Source organism: Kribbella sp. NPDC058245 (assembly GCF_042882005.1).
Lineage (GTDB): Bacteria > Actinomycetota > Actinomycetes > Propionibacteriales > Kribbellaceae > Kribbella.
In genome coordinates, this window is sequence record NZ_JBHVWY010000021.1 from 1 (window position 1) to 17343 (window position 17343).

13 protein-coding genes are annotated in these 17343 nt (G+C 68.4%); 8 read left to right on the forward strand and 5 right to left on the reverse strand.

The features are described from left to right. The first annotated feature begins 641 nt into the window (after window positions 1-641). From ACFVWG_RS36410 to ACFVWG_RS36420, 3 genes are all read left to right on the forward strand, one after another. Window positions 642-2435, forward strand: a complete 1794-nt coding sequence (locus tag ACFVWG_RS36410) for an ABC transporter ATP-binding protein (protein WP_391548037.1) — start codon at window positions 642-644, stop codon at window positions 2433-2435. Then, the gene (locus ACFVWG_RS36415) at window positions 2428-4209 is read left to right on the forward strand and encodes an ABC transporter ATP-binding protein (protein WP_391548038.1); all 1782 of its coding nucleotides are present in this window, start codon (window positions 2428-2430) and stop codon (window positions 4207-4209) included. The genes ACFVWG_RS36410 and ACFVWG_RS36415 overlap by 8 nt, the downstream gene beginning before the upstream one ends. A gap of 88 nt (window positions 4210-4297) precedes the next feature. Then, on the forward strand, window positions 4298-4792 hold the full coding sequence (locus tag ACFVWG_RS36420; protein WP_391548039.1) for a beta-class carbonic anhydrase: 495 nt from the start codon (window positions 4298-4300) through the stop codon (window positions 4790-4792). Here ACFVWG_RS36420 and ACFVWG_RS36425 read toward each other — a convergent pair. After that, window positions 4782-5639: an alpha/beta fold hydrolase gene (locus ACFVWG_RS36425; protein WP_391548040.1), complete on the reverse strand. Its 858-nt coding sequence runs from the start codon at window positions 5637-5639 to the stop codon at window positions 4782-4784. The genes ACFVWG_RS36420 and ACFVWG_RS36425 overlap by 11 nt on opposite strands. A 141-nt stretch (window positions 5640-5780) precedes the next feature. Between ACFVWG_RS36425 and ACFVWG_RS36430 the strand changes: the two genes are divergently transcribed. The 4 genes from ACFVWG_RS36430 (at window position 5781) to ACFVWG_RS36445 (ending at window position 12225) form a co-directional block, all read left to right on the forward strand. Beyond that, window positions 5781-6266 carry a YybH family protein gene (locus ACFVWG_RS36430; protein WP_391548041.1) on the forward strand — a complete coding sequence of 162 codons (486 nt, stop codon included), beginning with the start codon at window positions 5781-5783 and terminating at the stop codon, window positions 6264-6266. Continuing rightward, on the forward strand, window positions 6267-7151 hold the full coding sequence (locus ACFVWG_RS36435; protein ID WP_391548042.1) for a LysR substrate-binding domain-containing protein: 885 nt from the start codon (window positions 6267-6269) through the stop codon (window positions 7149-7151). 46 nt (window positions 7152-7197) lie between these two features. Next, window positions 7198-9990 carry an ATP-binding protein gene (locus ACFVWG_RS36440; protein WP_391548043.1) on the forward strand — a complete coding sequence of 931 codons (2793 nt, stop codon included), beginning with the start codon at window positions 7198-7200 and terminating at the stop codon, window positions 9988-9990. Between the two features lie 168 nt (window positions 9991-10158). Continuing rightward, a complete protein-coding gene (locus ACFVWG_RS36445; protein WP_391548044.1) occupies window positions 10159-12225 on the forward strand; it encodes a HelD family protein in 2067 nt (688 codons plus the stop codon). Here the strand turns inward: ACFVWG_RS36445 and ACFVWG_RS36450 are convergent. Together ACFVWG_RS36450 and ACFVWG_RS36455 are read right to left on the reverse strand one after the other, a co-directional pair. Beyond that, entirely contained in the window at window positions 12202-13080 is an 879-nt protein-coding gene (locus ACFVWG_RS36450; RefSeq protein WP_391548045.1) for a DUF2797 domain-containing protein, read from the reverse strand. The two genes, ACFVWG_RS36445 and ACFVWG_RS36450, sit on opposite strands and share 24 nt — an antisense overlap. 41 nt (window positions 13081-13121) lie before the next feature. After that, window positions 13122-13283, reverse strand: a complete 162-nt coding sequence (locus tag ACFVWG_RS36455; RefSeq protein ID WP_391548046.1) for a hypothetical protein — start codon at window positions 13281-13283, stop codon at window positions 13122-13124. A gap of 157 nt (window positions 13284-13440) precedes the next feature. Between ACFVWG_RS36455 and ACFVWG_RS36460 the strand changes: the two genes are divergently transcribed. Then, the gene (locus ACFVWG_RS36460) at window positions 13441-13764 is read left to right on the forward strand and encodes a plasmid stabilization protein (RefSeq protein WP_391548047.1); all 324 of its coding nucleotides are present in this window, start codon (window positions 13441-13443) and stop codon (window positions 13762-13764) included. A gap of 155 nt (window positions 13765-13919) precedes the next feature. On the opposite strand, the gene ACFVWG_RS36465 is transcribed toward ACFVWG_RS36460, so the two are convergent. Next, a complete protein-coding gene (locus ACFVWG_RS36465) occupies window positions 13920-15845 on the reverse strand; it encodes a heparinase II/III family protein (RefSeq protein ID WP_391548048.1) in 1926 nt (641 codons plus the stop codon). Window positions 15846-16079: 234 nt separating this feature from the next. Beyond that, window positions 16080-17342 (reverse strand): serine hydroxymethyltransferase, encoded by a 1263-nt coding sequence (gene glyA / locus ACFVWG_RS36470; RefSeq protein ID WP_391548049.1) that lies wholly within the window; start codon window positions 17340-17342, stop codon window positions 16080-16082. Window position 17343: the final 1 nt, after the last annotated feature.

The window sequence follows — 17343 nt, forward strand, 5'->3', positions numbered from 1 at the left end:
GGCGCCGGTCGGAGTGGTTGGGGCGTGCTCAAGGTCGGGTGGCGGGGTCACTTTGTGCACCCCTCGACCACGCGGCGCCGGTCGGAGTGGTTGGGGCGTGCTCAAGGTCGGGTGGCGGGGTCACTTTGTGCACCCCTCGACCACGCGGCGCCGGTCGGAGTGGTTGGGGCGTGCTCAAGGTCGGGTGGCGGGGTCACGTTGTGCACCCCTCGACCACGCGGCGCCGGTCGGAGTGGTTGGGGCGTGCTCAAGGTCGGGTGGCGGGGTCACTTTGTGCACCCCTCGACCACGCGGCGCCGGTCGGAGTGGTTGGGGCGTGCTCAAGGTCGGGTGGCGGGGTCACTTTGTGCACCCCTCGACCACGCGGCGCCGGTCGGAGTGGTTGGGCCGTGCTCAAGGTCCGAGGGGCGGGGTCACTTTGTGCACCCCTCAACCGCTTGAGGCCGGTCGGAGTGGTTGAGGCGTGCTCAAGGTCGGGGGGCGGGGTCACTCAGTTTTTCGTGCAGTGACCACGGCCTGTCTGCTCGGCGGCGGGAACCGTGCCGACGACCTCGCCGACAATCCCACGCCACCGCGGGTGACGGGATTGTTTGTGGATATCGTGGTGCAAAGTGTCGGCTAGGCCAGTTACGGTCTGTCGGGTGCTGACTCTACTGAGGTACGGGCTGCGGATCGCGCCGGGAAGCACGGGGCTGACCATCGGGCTGGCCGTGCTCGGTTCGGTGCTGGGGATGGCGGTCACGCTGCTGACCGGGCAGGTCGTCGGGGCCGTGCCGAAGGTGGTTGAGGGGTCGGCCGGGGCGATGTCGCTGTGGGCGTTCGGCTGGCTGCTCGCGGCGCTGCTGGTTGTGTTCGTGCTGGAGAGTCTGGCGCCGGCGTTGCATCGGGTCACGGCGATGGTGCTCGAGGCCGCGGTCGTGCGCGAGATCGGGGTCGGGATCACCGAGCCGCTGCTGAAGCCGCAGCGGATCGAACACCTCGAGGACAGCGAGGTCCTCGACGTCCAGGAACGGGCGAAGGGTAAAGGCGGCTTCCATCTGTCCCAGGGCATGTCGCAGCTGCCGTGGGTGCTCGCCGCGCGCATCACGATGATCGGGTCGGCGGTGATCGTCGGGCTGATGTTCTCCTGGCTGGTCGCCGCGCTTCTGGTCGGAGTGACGTTGCTGCTGGAGTGGCACCAAGGCCGGATGATCGAGGGCGAGATCGACATGTGGTGGGGCAACACCGAGGAGCAGCGGCGTGCCAGCTACTTGTTCGATCTCGGGATGCGGGATGCCCCGAAGGAGCTGCGCGTCTTCGGACTGCACCAGTGGGTGGTGCAGCGCTACATCCAGGAGTGGACGGCCGGTTTCCGCGCGGTCTGGGCCAAGCGCGGCAAGAACGTCGCGTGGTCGATCGCGATGGGCCTGGTGCGGCTGGCCGCGGACGGGTTCGCGATCCTGCTCGTCGGCAGGGCCGCGCTGGCCGGTGATCTGCCGCTGACGCAGGTCGCGACCGCCGTACCGGCGATCTTGGCGATCGGCGTCTCCGGGAACGGGTACGGCGTCGTCCAGTTGCGGCGCGGGTTGTCGGCGTACCGGGCGATGGTCGCGCTGCCGGACACGATCGCGTCGCGTCATCCGGAGCCCGCGGTCACCGGGAAGCACCGGATCGAGACGATGCCGGCGCGCGAGGTCCGGTTCGAGAAGGTGAGCTTTCACTATCCGGGGTCGGAGAACTTCGTCCTGCGCGATCTCGATCTGACGATTCACGCGCGGGAGGCGTTGGCGCTGGTCGGGATCAACGGCGCGGGCAAGTCGACGCTGGTGAAGCTGCTCTGCGGTGCGTACCGGCCGACGAGTGGGCGGATTCTCGTGGACGGCGTCGATCTCGCGGAGCTGGATCTGGCGGTGTGGCAGCGGCGGGTCGCGGCGATCGTGCAGGACTTCCTGCGCTTCCCGCTGTCGGTGACGGACAACGTGGAGTTCGGCGCGATCGAGCGGGTCGGCGACCAGGCCGCACTGGCCCAGGCGGCGCGGGAGTCAGGGATCGTGGAGGTGGTGCGCGGGCTGCCGAAGGGCTGGGAAACCGTTCTGGACAAGGCATTCGACGGTGGCGTGGATCTGTCCGGCGGTGAGTGGCAGCGGGTTGCGCTCGCGCGGGCACTGTTCGCCGTCCATGCGGGCGCGGGGGTGCTTGTGCTGGACGAACCGGCCGCGGCACTGGATGTCCGCGCGGAGATCGAGCTGGTCGAGCGGTATCTCGAGCTGACGTCCGGAGTGGCGTCGCTGATCATCTCGCACCGCTTCTCGGTGGTGCGGAACGCCGACCGGATCTGTGTGCTGGCGGACGGACACATCATCGAGGACGGGACACACGAGCAACTGCTCGCGGCGGATGGGACCTACGCGAAGATGTTCCGGTTGCAGGCCGAGAGGTACGTGACCGATGCGTAGTCTGCGGATCGGCCGGCTGTGGCTGGTCACGTCGTTCCGGGCGGCGCCGGTGCTGATGGCGATCTCGACGGTGCTGGTCGCGGCGCGGGCGGTGACGGCGCCGACGCAGACGTACGGCATCAGTCTGCTCGTGCAGGGACTGAGCCTGGACCAGTCGGACACGATCGCGCTCGGCGTGGCGATCATCATCGGCGGCCTCGCGGTCTCGTTCCTCGCGGATGTCGTGGGCTGGCCGCTGCAGGCGACGGCACAGGAGCGGATGGCCGGTCGGGTCCATGCCGACCTGCTGGATGTGACGACGAGAATCCCGGGGCTGACCCACCACGAGCGGCCCGATGTGGCTGATCGGTTGGAGCTGGTCCGGGAGCGGGCCTGGCGGATGGGCGTCGGTGCCGAGGTGCTGTTGTGGGTGTTCGGCACCGTGACCAACACCATCACGGTGCTCACGTTGCTGGGGTCGGTGCATCCACTGCTCTTGCTGCTGCCGCTCCTGGGGACGGCGCGGATCTGGTCGGCGTACAAGGGGAGCATGCGGGAAGAGAAGGCTTACGAGGATTCGCTGCCGCAAGAGCGGCTGGCCGATCGGCTGATCGAGGTCGCGAAGGATCCGCGGACGGCGCTCGAGTTGCGGGTGTTCGGGCTGGGCCGGGTCCTGATCGAGCGGATCTCGGCGTTGCAGGCCGAGCGGTTCAAGCTGCGGGTCGCCGCGGCGCGGTGGAGCGGGAAGATCGATGGCTCGGTGCGGCTGGCGTTCGCACTGGCCTACGCCGCGGCGATCGTCTGGGTGATCGTGCGAGCGCGGCACGGCCAGGCATCGGCTGGTGATGTGGTGCTCGTGCTCCTGCTGGCCCCGCAGGTCGATCAGATGACCGGCGGTATCGCGCAGAACATCTACTGGGTCGGCGAGGTGGCCCGCAGCTTCGTCCGGTACGACTGGCTGCGCGAGTACGCGAAGGCCAACTCGTGGCAAGGGAGTACGACGCCGGCTCCGGCCAAGCTCACCTCGGGGATCGAGCTGGAGAATGTCGGATTCGAGTATCCCGGTAGCGAGGCGCCGGTGCTGAGTGGGGTGACGCTGAAGATTCCGGCGGGGTCGGCGGTGGCGCTGGTGGGGGAGAACGGGGCCGGCAAGACCACGCTGGTGAAGTTGCTGGCGCGGATGTACGACCCGACGACCGGGCAGATCCTGGTCGACGGTTCGGAGCTGTCCGCGATCGATCCGGAGATGTGGCGGTCGCGGATGTCGGCCGGCTTCCAGGACTTCGTGAAGTTCGAGTTCCTGGCCCGCGAGGTGGTCGGGATCGGCGATCTCGACCGGTTGGACGACGAGGACGCGATCCGGGCGGCCGTCGTACGGGGTGATGCGGAGTCGGTGATCGCCGGACTGCCGAAGGGGCTGGACAACCAGCTGGGGAAGAAGTTTGAGGGCGGTGCCGAGCTGTCTGGTGGCCAATGGCAACGACTTGCGCTCGCGCGGGCATTCATGCGCGAGCGGCCGTTGTTGCTGTTGCTCGACGAGCCGACGGCGGCGCTCGACCCGGAGGCCGAGCATCGGTTGTTCGAGCAGTACGCCGAAGCCGCGCGGATCGCGGGGACCGAGACCGGCGGGATCACCGTGCTGGTGTCGCACCGGTTCTCGACGGTGCGGATGGCCGATCTGATCGTGGTCCTGCACGAGGGCCGGATCGAGGAGGTCGGCACCCACGAGGAGCTGCTCGCGGCCGGCCGGCGCTATGCGGAGTTGTTCGAGCTGCAGGCCCGCGCCTACCGGTAGCCGTCCCAGCTGGTGGGACGGCGGCCCGGTACGACGCGGAAAAGCTACTGTTTGAGTCAACTTACTCTAGTTACCTTGGAGGGTACCGATGAGTGTGACCGACGAGCTGCTGGCCAATGCCGAGCGCTACGCCGAGAGCTTCGACAAGGGCGATCTGCCGCTGCCGCCGGCCAAGCGGGTGGCCGTCGTCGCCTGCATGGACGCCCGGCTGAACCCGTACGGCGTGCTCGGTCTGTCCGAGGGCGACGCCCACGTGATCCGCAACGCCGGCGGCGTGATCACCGCCGACGAACGCCGCAGCCTGGCGATCAGCCAGCGGCTGCTCGGCACCCAGGAGATCATCCTGATCCACCACACCGACTGCGGCATGCTGACCTTCACCGACGACGAGTTCAAGGCCGGCATCCAGGCCGAGACCGGCCAGAAGCCGGACTGGTCCGCCGAGGCCTTCTCCGACCTGGACGCCGATGTCCGCCAGTCGATCGCCCGGATCAACGCCGACCCGTTCATCCCGAACAAGACTTCGGTCCGCGGCTTCGTCTACGACGTCACCAAGGGCTCCCTGCGAGAGATCACCGACTGAGGAACTTCCGGATGAGCGGGGCTACCTCGTCGAGGTGTGACTCGAGCAAGAAGTGTCCGCCGTCGAGCAGGTGGATCTCGGCATCCGGCCGGTCCGTGGCGAAGGCCTCGGCGCCGGCCGGCCCGAAGATCTCGTCGTTGCGCCCCCACACGGCCAGCACCGGTACCGCCGTACGGCGTAGGTAGTCGTGTAGCTGGGGGTAGAGCGGCGGGTTGGTGGCGTAGTCGAGGAACAGCTTGAGCTGAACCGCGTCGTTGCCCGGCCTCGCGATGAGGGCGGCGTCGTGTAGCCAGGTGTCCGGGCTGACGAGGGATTCGTCCGGGACACCGTGCAGGTATTGCCACCGGATAGCGTCCACGGTGAGCGCCTGCCGGAGTGCATTCTCGGTCGCCGGCGTTTGCTCGCGGTGGTATTCCCAGACGCCACGCCAGAATTCCTCGACGAAGCCGGCGTCGTACCCATTGCCGTTCTGGGTGATGATGCCGGTGATCGATTCCGGACTGCGCAACGCGAGTCGCCAGCCGATCGGTGCGCCGTAGTCCTGCACGTAGATCGTGTACCGGTCGACGCCGAGCTGGTCGAGCAACTGTGCGGTGAGATCGGTCAGTGCGTCGAAGGTGTAGTCGAACTCGTCAACGCCCGGCGCGTCCGAGAGTCCGAACCCGAGGTGGTCCGGCGCGATCACGCGGTGGTCCTCGGCGAGCAACGGGATCAGGTGCCGGAACATGAACGAGCTCGTCGGATACCCGTGCAGCAGCACGACGACCGGCGCGTCCTTCGGACCCGCCCCGCGATAGAACAACCGGTGCCCGTCCACTTGGGCGTACTGATGCCGTACCGCGACCATTTCGTCCTGCTTTCTGCGAGCCGATTAACCTTTCATCGAAAGCCTAGGCAGCGTCCGGCGGTAATTCTCATGGCGATTTCCGATGCCTGCGTTCGCGGATTCGGATGGGTCGGCGGCTGGGGATTCGCCTACGCTGAAGCAATGATCGAACTCGTGGACTACCGGTTCGGGCCGGCGGCGCGCAACCGGCTGGACGAGAGCGGCAAGCCCGGGCGCGAGGGTGCGGTGGCCGCGCTGGAGAGCTTCTACCACGCGCTCAACCACCGGGACCTGGAGCTGCTGGCGGCGGTCTGGTCGCAGGACGAGCTGGCGCAGCTGAACAACCCGGTCGGCGGGATCCTGCGCTCCGGGACCGCGGTGACCGACCTGTACCGGCGGATCTTCGGCGGCGAGCTCGGACTGACCGTCACCTTTGGCGATGCGGCGACGTACTGGTGGCAGGACTCGGTCGTTTTCGCCGGGCGAGAGCTCGGCCAGTACGTCGACCGCAGCGGCGCGGTGGTTCCGCTGGCCATCCGGACGACGCGCGTCTTCGGGTACGACGGTCGCTGGCTGCAGGTGCATCACCACGGGAGCATCGACGACGCCGACGAGCTTGCCGCCTACCAGCGCGCGGTGCGTGGGTAGATGGAGATCGCCGATCTGCGCGTGTTTCTGGCGGTGGCCCGAGCCGGTGGGATCACCAAGGCTGCGCAGGAGTTGTACACGGTGCAGTCGAACGTGAGTGTGCGGGTCAACAGCCTGGAGCGAGAGCTCGGAGTAGCGCTGTTTCGGCGGCATGCGCGTGGGGTGACGCTGACTGCGGCCGGTGAGCAGTTGATGCCTTATGCCGAGCGAATTGTCGGGCTGGCGGCGGAGGCCGCCCAGGTGCTGGGGGATGAGAGCGATCCGGCCGGGCGACTGAGCCTCGGGGCGATGGAGACCACGGCGGGACTGCAACTACCGCCGCTGCTGGCCGACTTCGCCGGCCGGTATCCGCGGGTCGACCTGTCATTGGTGACGGGGTCGACGGATGATCTCGCGCGGGCAGTGCTCGACGGGAAGCTCGATGGTGCGTTCGTCGGCGACACCGTGGATCCGGTGGGCCTGTCCACCGTGCCCGTCTTCACCGAGGAGCTTGCTTTGGTGACCGCGGCGCGGGTGGAGGACCTGAAGGCCGAGCTGATCGAGCATCCGGTCCAGCGGGCGCTGGTGTTCCGGATGGGGTGTTCCTATCGCCGCCCGGTCGAGCAACTGTTGCTCGACCGGGGAGCCGAGGCCGTGAAGCTGATGGAGTTCGGCACGCTGGAGGGCATCCTTTCCAGCGTCGTCAGCGGGCTGGGGATCACCTTGCTCCCGACCGCCGTCGTACGGGCTCATGCTGCGGCACCGCACCTGCGCATCCATCAGCTTCCGGACCACGAGTCTCACTCGGAGACGTGGTTCGTCCATCGGGACGACGCGTTCACATCGCTGCCGCTGCGAACCTTCATCGAACGGCTCAGCATCGATCAGGCGCGCTTGCGGTCGTAGAGCAGGCAGAGGGTGCCGCGCTCCCTGGTGATGGCAAGCTGGCCCCATGCCGTCGCCAGTCATCAGTCCTGTTCTCGTCGGCCGGGCCACCGAGCTCGCTGCGTTCGAGGCGGCGTACGACCAGGTGCGGGCCGGTGAGTCGACCACGGTGCTCGTCACCGGTGAGGCCGGGATCGGCAAGTCCCGGCTGGTGAAGACCGCGATCGGGAAGCTGGCCGGAGATCCGCTGGTACTGACCGGTGGATGCCTCGAGCACGGATCGGGCGGCACGCCCTGGTTGCCGTTCGTCGCGGTCATGCGCGACCTGCTGCGCGCCTGGGGAGCCGACCGGCTGCGAGCCGAACTGCCTTCGGACGGTACGGCGCTCGCCGACTGGTGGCCCGAGCTCGGACTGGCCCGGGCCGATGGTGGTCAGGTGCGGCTGTTCGAAGAGGTGCTCAGTCTGCTGGGCCGGGCCGCTCGCGAGCGGCCGGTGGTGTTGCTGGTCGAGGATCTGCAGTGGTCCGACGTGTCCAGCCGGGAGCTTTTCGCTTACCTGGCCCGGAATCTGGTCGATCGCCCAGTGCTGCTGGTCGGCACGATCCGCTCCGGTGAGCTCACCCCCGGTCACCCGACGCGACAGCTGCTGGGCGAGCTGGGGCGCCGCGCGGACGTCGTACGGGTGGAGCTCTCGTTGCTTGGTCGTCGGGAGGTGGCGGCGCTCCTGGCAGCGATCGATGGGCGACCGGCTGACCCTGTTGTGGTGAGTGAGATCCATCGGCGCAGTGATGGGAACCCGCTGTTCGTCGAGGCGCTGCGGTCGAGTGGCTCCGGGGCGGATGGTGGGCTGAACGATCTGCTGCTTGATCGTGTCGCGGACCTGTCGCCGGATGCGCGGCATCTGCTGGCGGCGATTTCGGTGGCCGGTGCTGAGGTACCGGACGTGATCCTGGCCGACGTGCTGGAGCGGCCGAATGACGAGGCGTTGCACGAGCTGGTCGAGCGGCACCAGGTCGTCGTACGGGACACCGTGTACGCCGTACGGCATGACCTGATCCGCGAGGCCGTGTACGGCGCGCTGCTGCCGGGGGAGCGGCGGCGGTTGCACCTCCGGTACGCGACCGCGATCGACACGCGGAACACCGACGGCGACTACCAGGCGGCCGCACTGGCCGAGCACTGGGAGGCCGCGGGCGAGCAGGGGCGGGCGTTGACCGCGGCGTGGCGTGCGGCCGCGGTGGCCGGCCGGCAGTTCGCGTACGACGATCAGCTGAACCTGCTCGACAAGGTATTGACGCTCTGGCCCAAGGTGGAGAGCCCGGAGACGTTGACCGGCGTGAGCCACGTGGACGTGCTGGCGGCCGGAGTCGATGCCGCTTATGTGGCCGGGCGCGCCGATTGGGGCGTACAGCGTGCCGCGGAGGCGCTGGCCGAGATGAGCATCGAGACTGAGCCATGCCGGGCGGCCAGGCTCCTCGGTCTGCAGGGGTTGCTGCAGAACCGCGTCGGCGAATCCGGGGCCGCCAATCTGGAACGAGCGGTCGCGCTGGTGCCTGCCGGGGTCGACGATCCGTTGCGAAGCCGGCTGCTGGCGTGGCACGCGTTCGTGCTCTGCGTCGACGACATTCCCCGGACCGCCGAGGTGTTTGCTCACGAGGCCTACGAGCTGGCCCAACGTCTCGACGACGACGGACTCCGGGCCGCTGCGTTGCTCCCGATCGCGTACGCGCACGACGTCGCGGGTGAGACCGAGGCGGCGCTCGCCACCTATGCCCGGTGCGAGGAACTGGCGATGCGCGTCGGCGATCATTCTCTGTGCCTGACCGCTATCCAGTGGAGCACCATCTCGCTCGTGCTGGACGCACGGAACGAGGAGTCGGTGCAGTGGAACGCGCGTGGTCAGCAGTTGGCCGAGCGCTGGGGCCTCGCGCGGTCGCGCGGCAGCATGCTGGCGCAGAATCGGGCGTACGGCCTGTTCCGCCTCGGTCGCTGGGACGAAGCGCTCGATGTCCTCGACGATGCGCTGGCCGATGGGCCGCCGCCGCGCTACGTGGCGGCGCTGCACTACGTGGCTGCACAGATCGCCGTACGGCGGGGTGCTTTCGACCACGCCCGGCGATTGCTGGACGAGGCCGACGAGCTGTGTGGTTATGCCCGGCCGTTCGAGACAATGATGATGACCGTGCGGCTCACGATGGCCACGCTGCAAGGCGATGACGCGGCCGGGCGCCGGCAACTCGAAGAGGCATTGCCGTATCCGACCTGGAACAGCTACGACGCTGCTTGGTTCCTGCTCGCGGTCGCGCAGTCCGAGCACCGATGGGCGCTGCCGGCGATACGGAAGGTGGTGGCCGCGGACATGTCGAAGCGCGTCACCATGGCTGCGGTGCTGTGCTCGGCGGATGCCGCCGAGCAGGAGTCCGTGGTCGCGTGGCAGCGTGCGGTGAATGGCTGGCGTGAGATCGGCCTGATGTACGAGCTGGCCGACACACTGACCAGATTGGCGGCCGCGCACCTTGCCGGACGCAACGAACGGGATGCCCACGCGGCGCTCGTGGAGGCTCGTGCGATCGCTGACGAGCTGCGGGCCGAGCCCCTGCTGTCGCGGATCGCCGTCCTGGCGAAACGGATCGGGCTCGGTGCGGAGGCGCAGCCGGCGCGCGCGTTCGGGCTGACGGCTCGGGAGCTCGAGGTACTGCAGGTGATGGCGCAGGGTCATTCCAACGCGGAGATCGCGCGGAAGCTCTTCGTCTCCGGCAACACCGTCGCTACCCATGTGGCCCGCGTACTGCGGAAGCTGGGCGCTGCGTCCCGGACCGAAGCGTCGGCGATCGCGCACCAAGAGGGCCTGCTCGTTTAATTGAGTGGTGGGCCGTGAGGTTGGCTGGTAACGTCGCGCGTCTGTTTTGGGTGACTTTGCAAAAGCCTGTGTGAAGGATCGAATCGAACCGGACCAGCATCCGGGGCGGGACCCTTGGTGGTCGCCCCGCCCTGTCCGTTCTCCTTCACGAAACGAGGCAATTCAGGCATGGCCGCTAGCAACATTCACTCCGGTCCCGTCGAACTCGACTCCGAGCGCGCCTTTCTGACCGAGGCCCAGGCCGCACTGGCCCGGATGTACGCCGACGTCCTGGTCCGCGACATCCCCGTGATCGGGGGTGAGGACAACGACGAGCGGTTCACCAACGAAGCCAACCAGCGGGCCCACGAGCAGCGGACGCTGGCGCTGGTCGACCTGCCCGACGTGCCGCTCTTCTTCGGCCGGCTCGACTACGAGCACGGGACGATCGACGGGATCGACCGGATCTACATCGGCCGCCGGCACGTGCACGACGGCAGCGGCGAGCCGATCGTCATCGACTGGCGGGCGCCGGTCTCCGTCCCCTTCTACCGGGCGACGCACTCCGACCGGCAGCGGGTGCTGCTGCGCCGGCGGTACGGGTTCTCCGACAGCGCCGAGCTGACCGGTTTCGAGGACGAGCCGATGACCGGGCCGGAGGTGCACGACCAGGGCGACGCGTTCCTGCGAGCCGAGATCGAGCGGCCGCGTACCGGCCCGATGCGCGACATCGTGGCCACCATCCAGCCGGAGCAGGACGACCTGGTCCGGGCGCCGCTGCACCCGTCGGTTTGCGTCCAGGGCGCGCCCGGCACCGGGAAGACTGCGGTCGGGCTGCACCGCGTCGCCTACCTGCTCTATACCGAGCGCGAGCGGCTCCGGCGGGGCGGTGTCGTGATCGTCGGGCCGAACCGCTCGTTCCTGTCCTACATCCGCAAGGTCCTCCCCGCGCTGGGTGAGGTCGACGTCCGGCAGATCACCATCGAGGAGCTGATCACGCACCCGACCGAGGCGACCGACAGCCCCGAGACTGCGCGGGTGAAGGGCGATGCGCGGATGTCCGCCGTACTGGTGCGGGCTTTGTGGTCGTTCATCGGTACGCCGACCGAGGGCGTGCTGTACAGCAAGGGGGCACAGCGGTTCCGGATCCACGACTACGAGGCGCAGGAGATCGTCGCCGCGCTGCGCGGATCAACCGGGTACGCCGCTGGCCGTAATGCGCTCGCGCAGCGGCTCGCCCACGCCGTACTGGTGTTGATGGAACGGCGCGGGGACTCGCCGGACGACCGGGTACAGAACGCGGTGGCGCGGTCGAAGCCGGTGAAGGCGCTGGTGGACTCGGTGTGGCCGAAGCTGGTGCCTGAGCAGGTGCTGCACCGCCTCCTGTCCGACGCGGCGTTCTTGGCCGAGGCCGCTGGAGACGATCTGACGGCGGACGAGCAGGCGGCATTGCTGTGGGCGAAGCCGGCCCGCGGGTGGAAGTCCGCGAAGTGGTCGCCGGCCGATGCGGTGTTGCTGGATGAGCTTGATGACCTGATCGAACGGAAGGCCGGTTCGCTCGGGCACCTGGTGCTGGACGAGGCGCAGGACCTGTCGGCGATGCAACTGCGGGCGCTGGGCCGGCGTTGCCGGATCGGGTCGGCGACGGTGCTTGGTGACGTCGCACAGGCGACCACCCCGTGGGCCGCGGGGTCGTGGGACAAGGTGCTCGGTCACCTCGACAAGGCGGACGGTCTGGTGGTTGAGCTGGACCGAGGCTTCCGGGTGCCGGAGCAGATCATCAAGTTCGCGGCTCGGCTGCTGCCGGAGATCGCTCCGACACTCGGTGTGCCGACCGGCGTGCGAACGGTGGCCGACGCGCTGGCCGTCGTACGGACTGCTGAGGACGAGCTGGCGGCTGCGGTGGTCGAGTCGTGCCGGATCGCGCTGACTGGTGAGGGATCGGTGGCGTTGATTGCCGCTGACGACCAGATCGGTGAGCTGCAGGCTGAGCTGGTCGGGGCGGGGCTGGAGGCCGGGTTGCTCGGTGACTCGGAGGACTCGATGGAGGCGACGCGGCTGGTCTGCGTACCGGCCACGCTGGCGAAGGGGCTGGAGTTCGACACGGTCGTGGTGGCCGAGCCGGCGCGGATCGTGGCTGCGGAAGCCCGTGGGCTGCAGCGGCTGTACGTCGTACTGACGCGGGCGGTGAGCCGCCTGCACCTCGTCCACTCGGCGCCGCTGCCGGACGCGCTAGAACAAGGCGTCCTGCGGTAGCACCGGCGCGGCGATCGGCTCGGTGGTGGCCGTGAATGGTGCGCCGGGCACGAGCAGGTTGAGCGGCCAGCCGGACAGGAGTTGCGTGTCGGCCAGGACGAGACCATGCGGGGTGTCGAGGTAAAGGTCGCGGGCGATCTGACAGGTGATGCGGCCGGAGATCACGCCGTACGGCGTCAGCGGGGCGAGCGCGTGAGCGGGACGGATGCCGTCGGCGGGAAGCCCGTACGTCGGGGTGTGGTCGACGACCTCGAGTTCGCGGAGGGTCTGGCCGTCGGGCCAGTCGAGCGTGCTGACGTTCTTGGCGAGGTCGCGGAGTTCGGTGGCTCGCTCGGCGGCGGTCGGCGGGCTCAGCCGGGCGGTGCGCTTGGTGGGTGAGGTGACGCGGTCGGTCACGCCGAAGGCGGAGGTGAAGAGCCGCTCCACGCGGCGGGCCGCGGCCAGGGTGCCGCCGGACAGGAAGGCGGAGCTGAGCGCGCCCTGCTCGAGGAGGCGGGCCGAGCCGCGGTCAGCGGCGGTGATGCCGATCTTGACGCGGCTGCCGTGGTGCGCGAGGTAGACGGCGAACTCGCGGGGATCGTCGAGGCGGGTGTCGGCGGCGATCGAGTTTGAACGATCCATCGTCTGGCATTCGGGGCAGAGCGGACCGTGCGCGGCGGCGGCGAGCGGTGTCCTGGTCGGGCAGCCGAGGCGCTTGCCGTTGCGCCAGATGCCGAGGCACTGGCGGTCCTGACCGGCGCCGAAGGCGATCTCGTCACCCAGGCGAAGCGGAGTACGTGGTGTGGTGGCGGACCACTCCAGCTGGGGCAGGCCGTCGTTCCAGACCAGTCCGGCAACGCGGGGAGGTTCGCTCATGGGCGCTGACTCTAGACGGCGCCCCGGACAGTCTCTGGCGGTTAGTGCGGCTTGTCGTGCTCCTCGACGCCGCAGTACCCGCATTTGTGCGGTAACGCGTGACCGTCTCCCTGCCGGCAGACATGTGACTGCCCGCCGACAGCCCACGCGAACCGGCAGATATCACCCACCTGCTCCACCGATCCACCACCGTCATGGCTCATCTGTAACACCCCATCCGCTCGCTCGACCGCCTTCCGTGCTGGTGAGACGTACCCCGCGCGACTTCATGACGCGATGGCGAGCAACGAAGTTGTCCGGCCCCCTGGTGTCTTTACACACCATTTGGGTACCGGGCGGACGCCGAAAGGAGTTTGGACGATGCCTGCTGGGTCGAGCAAGAAGCGGGAACGGCAGTACGAACACATCAAGGCCGGCCTCAAGAAGAGCGGCCGCAGCGAGGACGTGGCGGAGGAGATCGCGGCGCGGACGGTGAACAAGGAGCGCGCCCGGTCCGGCGAGGCGAAGGAGTCGAGCCGCAGCTCCACCCATGACATCTCGTCGAGTCGCCGCGGCGGCCTCCGGTCGCACAAGGGCTCGGGCGGCCGCACCAAGGCGCAGCTCTACAACGAGGCCAAGGACAAGGGCGTCAAGGGCCGCTCCAAGATGAACAAGGCGGAGCTGGAACGCGCAGTCGGCCGCTGACAGCGGCCGACCGCGCTCGCGAACTACTGGTCCTTGACGGCCATGTCGCCTCCCTCAGGTCTGGTGCGGGCGTGGGTGTAGTCGACCTCGGGGCGGGTGGGCGCTCAAAGGATTCGATGCTGGGTGAAAGCGGACTTCGGCGTCGGCCAAAGAGGTCAGTTCATTCGGGTGAGGCGGCCGTCGGGGGTGACCTTGATGGTGACCTTGGTGGCGCCGACCGTGAGGTCGACGAAGAAGTTCGGGCCGGCGGAACGGGTGGTGTAGGAGACCTGTTCGCCGGTGGCCGCGGGGGCGATGACGGACAGGATGCGGGCGTTCTGACCGGTCTGGGTGAACTTGACGACCGGAGCCGGCTTGGTGTGGAAGATGTCCGGGAGGTACCAGCCCTGGGCCGGGTTCGACTTGCCCTGCTCGACCGTGGTGGTCCCGTTCACGTCACTGAACGGGATCTGGAACAGGTGGGTCTGCACTTTCCCGCCGGTTGCCACCGCTGTGGTGGGCGACTGCACGGTGACGTTCTGACCGGGCGGCAGGTGCCACAAGGTCTCGTAGCGCTGCTCGCTCGACGACACCCCGCGGTCCAGCGCGATGACGACGTCCGGGTCCTTCAGGACGAGTAGGTCGCGAGCCCGGTTGACCCCTTCGGCGGGTTGGTCGGCGAGCTCGTAGTAGTCCGAGTTCGACGTACTGGCCGAGCCCACCAGCCGCGTCGGCACCTTCTTGCTCTGGGCGGTCGGGATGGTCATCACGTTGTGAGCCGCCTGGCTCGGGGCCCAGTCCTGGACGTCGCCCTTCTTGTAGCCGTAGTACCCAGGGTCGATCAGGATGTCCTGGCCGTGCCAGTTGTAGTTGATCGACGTGTGGTCGTCGTGGCCGTGGTACAGCGCCGCCGGCCCGAACCGGATGCTGTACGCCGATTCCGCGCCGAACGCCCGCTGCTCACCCCAGCCGGTCCGGCCGAAGATGAAGCCGCCCTTGAAGATCCCGGTACGACGGACCGGGTGCGGGCCCGACTTTCCCTGCGTCGCGACGAACTCCCACGGCGTACCGGGCTCGCTGTGGACCTTCTCCTGCGTGGTGTTGCCGATCTGGAACAGCTCGCCGTTCGGCTTCGTGGCGAGTGCCATCCAGTCGGCCAGGAGCTTCCGCCGGGCCTCGATCGCCGGGCCGGGATCGACCCCGCAGCGCCGGACGACTTCGGCCGCGCGGCCCCAGAGCCGGTAGTTGAAGCCGGCGTACCCGACGGACTGCTCGTTGGTCGTTCCCTCGGCGTCGATGGACTGGACGACGGCCGAGTTGAGCCGGTCGCGGGCCTTCGTCATCAGGTCCTGGCGGCCGAAGGTACAGCCGACGCCGAACAGCGCGATGCTCTCGTCGGTGCCGTGGTTCCGGATCCCGCTCCAGTGGTCGATCATGTACTGCGCGTGCGTGAGCAGCGCGTCGTCGAGCCATTTGTACTGCGCCGGCAGTGTGCGCGTATGAAGACCGGTGAGGAGTGCCTGCCGGGTACAGATCAGCACGTTGGTCCGGTGCATCGTCGACTCGGACGCACTCGCGTCATTCTTCCAGGGGAATGGGTTGTCCTTCACCCAGTCCTGGATGATCCCGAGCGTGTGGTTCCTGGCCTTGGCCTTGGCGTTGCCGGCCCGGGTCGAGTCGATTCCATTGCCCAGCCAGCGCAGCGAGTGCAGCCACAGATGCCAGCTCGGGTCGGTGTAAGGGTCCGATTCCCACTTGATGTCGCCGGAACCGTTACCCACCTTGTACGCCGCGTTGTTGCCCCAGGCAAAGGTGTCGTTGAGCATCATCGGGAGCAGGACGGATTTCTGCAGACCGCTGTAGCCCGGGCACGCGTAGCCGCTGGCGACCGGCTTCGCAGGCTTCTTCGCCCCTGGCGACGGCACGGCCGTCGGCGCCTGCCGCAGGGGAGAGGAGGATGGTGCTCCGCTCGCGGTCAGCCGCCGGTTCTCGCCCAGCAGGATGACCGCTCCGGCGAACGCGATCCCGCAGACCAGGACACACGCCGTGATCAAAGCGACCGTGTTCCCGACCTTGCGGCGCAGTTGCTTGTGTTGAGCCACCCCAGCCTCCTCCGAACCCGCCCATGGCAAATACAGGTCTAGACCGGAATAGGCACAGACTGGTCCGGGGGAGGTCGGTGAAGAGAGGTGTCGATGCCCCCGGCCCCGGCCTCGGAACTTCCGGTCAGGACCCTTATGTAGGCAAGAACGCTTGGCTCGGGCCGAACCGTTGCATGAAGCCCCGAAGCGGAGCCGGAATTGCCACTAGTGGCAATTCCGTTGCTGGTAAGGGAGTCAGAGCTCCGGGTACAGCGGGAACTTCTGGGTGAGCAGGCCGACCCGCTCGCGGAGCGCGTCGAGATCGGCCGGGTCGACGAGCGCGGTGGCGATGATGTCCGCGACCTCCGCGAACTCGGCCGGCCCGAAACCACGAGCCGCCAGGGCCGGCGTACCGATCCGGAGTCCGGAGGAGACCACCGGCGGCCGCGGGTCGAACGGCACCGCGTTCCGGTTCACCGTCAGGCCGACCGAGTGCAGCCGGTCCTCGGCCTGCTGCCCGTCCAGCTCGGAGTTCCGCAGGTCGACCAGGACGAGGTGTACCTGCGTCCCGCCGGTGAGCACCGAGATCCCAGCGGCCCGGACGTCGTCGGCCAGCAACCGGGTCGCGATCGCCTGGGCGCCCTCGAGCGTACGGCGCTGCCGGTCGCGGAACTCCTCCGTTGCGGCGAGCTTGAATGCGACCGCCTTGCCGGCGATCACGTGCTCCAGCGGACCACCCTGCTGGCCCGGGAAGACGGCGGAATTGAACTTCTTCGCCAGGTCCGCCCGGTTGGTGAGGATGACGCCACCGCGCGGACCGCCGAGGGTCTTGTGGGTCGTGGTGGTGACCACATCGGCGTGCGCGACCGGGTTCGGGTGCAGTCCGGCCGCGACCAGGCCGGCGAAGTGCGCCATGTCGACCATCAGGTAGGCGCCGACCAGATCGGCGATCCGCCGGAACTCGGCGAAGTCGAGCTGCAGCGGGTACGCCGACCAACCCGCGACGATCAGCTTCGGCCGGTGCTCCAGCGCGAGCCGCTCGACCTCGGCCATGTCGACCACGAAGTCGGTGTCGCGGACGTGATACGCGACCACGTCGTACAGCTTGCCGCTGTAGTTGAGCCGCATCCCGTGGGTGAGGTGACCGCCGTGCGCGAGATCGAGGCCGAGGATTGTGTCACCCGGGTTGAGCAGCGCGAACATCGTGGCGGCGTTCGCCTGTGCACCGGAATGCGGCTGGACATTGGCGAAGTCGGCACCGAACAGTGCCTTGACCCGGTCGATCGCCAGCTGCTCGACGACATCGACGTGCTCGCAGCCGCCGTAGTACCGGCGGCCGGGGTAGCCCTCGGCGTACTTGTTGGTGAGGACGGAACCCTGCGCTTCCATCACCGCGATCGGGGCGAAGTTCTCGCTGGCGATGAGCTCCAGGGTGTCGCGCTGACGGCCGAGCTCGGCCGTCACCGCCGCGTGGATCTCCGGGTCGAACTCGGCCAGGGACTGGTTGAGGGTGCTCATC

Coding starts and splice junctions, on each gene's coding strand:
- ACFVWG_RS36415 (WP_391548038.1), top strand. CDS start 2,428: ATGCGTAGTCTGCGGATCGGCCGGCTGTGGCTGGTCACGTCGTTCCGG.
- ACFVWG_RS36420 (WP_391548039.1), top strand. CDS start 4,298: ATGAGTGTGACCGACGAGCTGCTGGCCAATGCCGAGCGCTACGCCGAG.
- ACFVWG_RS36425 (WP_391548040.1), bottom strand. CDS start 5,639: ATGGTCGCGGTACGGCATCAGTACGCCCAAGTGGACGGGCACCGGTTG.
- ACFVWG_RS36430 (WP_391548041.1), top strand. CDS start 5,781: ATGATCGAACTCGTGGACTACCGGTTCGGGCCGGCGGCGCGCAACCGG.
- ACFVWG_RS36435 (WP_391548042.1), top strand. CDS start 6,267: ATGGAGATCGCCGATCTGCGCGTGTTTCTGGCGGTGGCCCGAGCCGGT.
- ACFVWG_RS36440 (WP_391548043.1), top strand. CDS start 7,198: ATGCCGTCGCCAGTCATCAGTCCTGTTCTCGTCGGCCGGGCCACCGAG.
- ACFVWG_RS36445 (WP_391548044.1), top strand. CDS start 10,159: ATGGCCGCTAGCAACATTCACTCCGGTCCCGTCGAACTCGACTCCGAG.
- ACFVWG_RS36450 (WP_391548045.1), bottom strand. CDS start 13,080: ATGAGCGAACCTCCCCGCGTTGCCGGACTGGTCTGGAACGACGGCCTG.
- ACFVWG_RS36455 (WP_391548046.1), bottom strand. CDS start 13,283: ATGAGCCATGACGGTGGTGGATCGGTGGAGCAGGTGGGTGATATCTGC.
- ACFVWG_RS36460 (WP_391548047.1), top strand. CDS start 13,441: ATGCCTGCTGGGTCGAGCAAGAAGCGGGAACGGCAGTACGAACACATC.
- glyA (WP_391548049.1), bottom strand. CDS start 17,342: ATGAGCACCCTCAACCAGTCCCTGGCCGAGTTCGACCCGGAGATCCAC.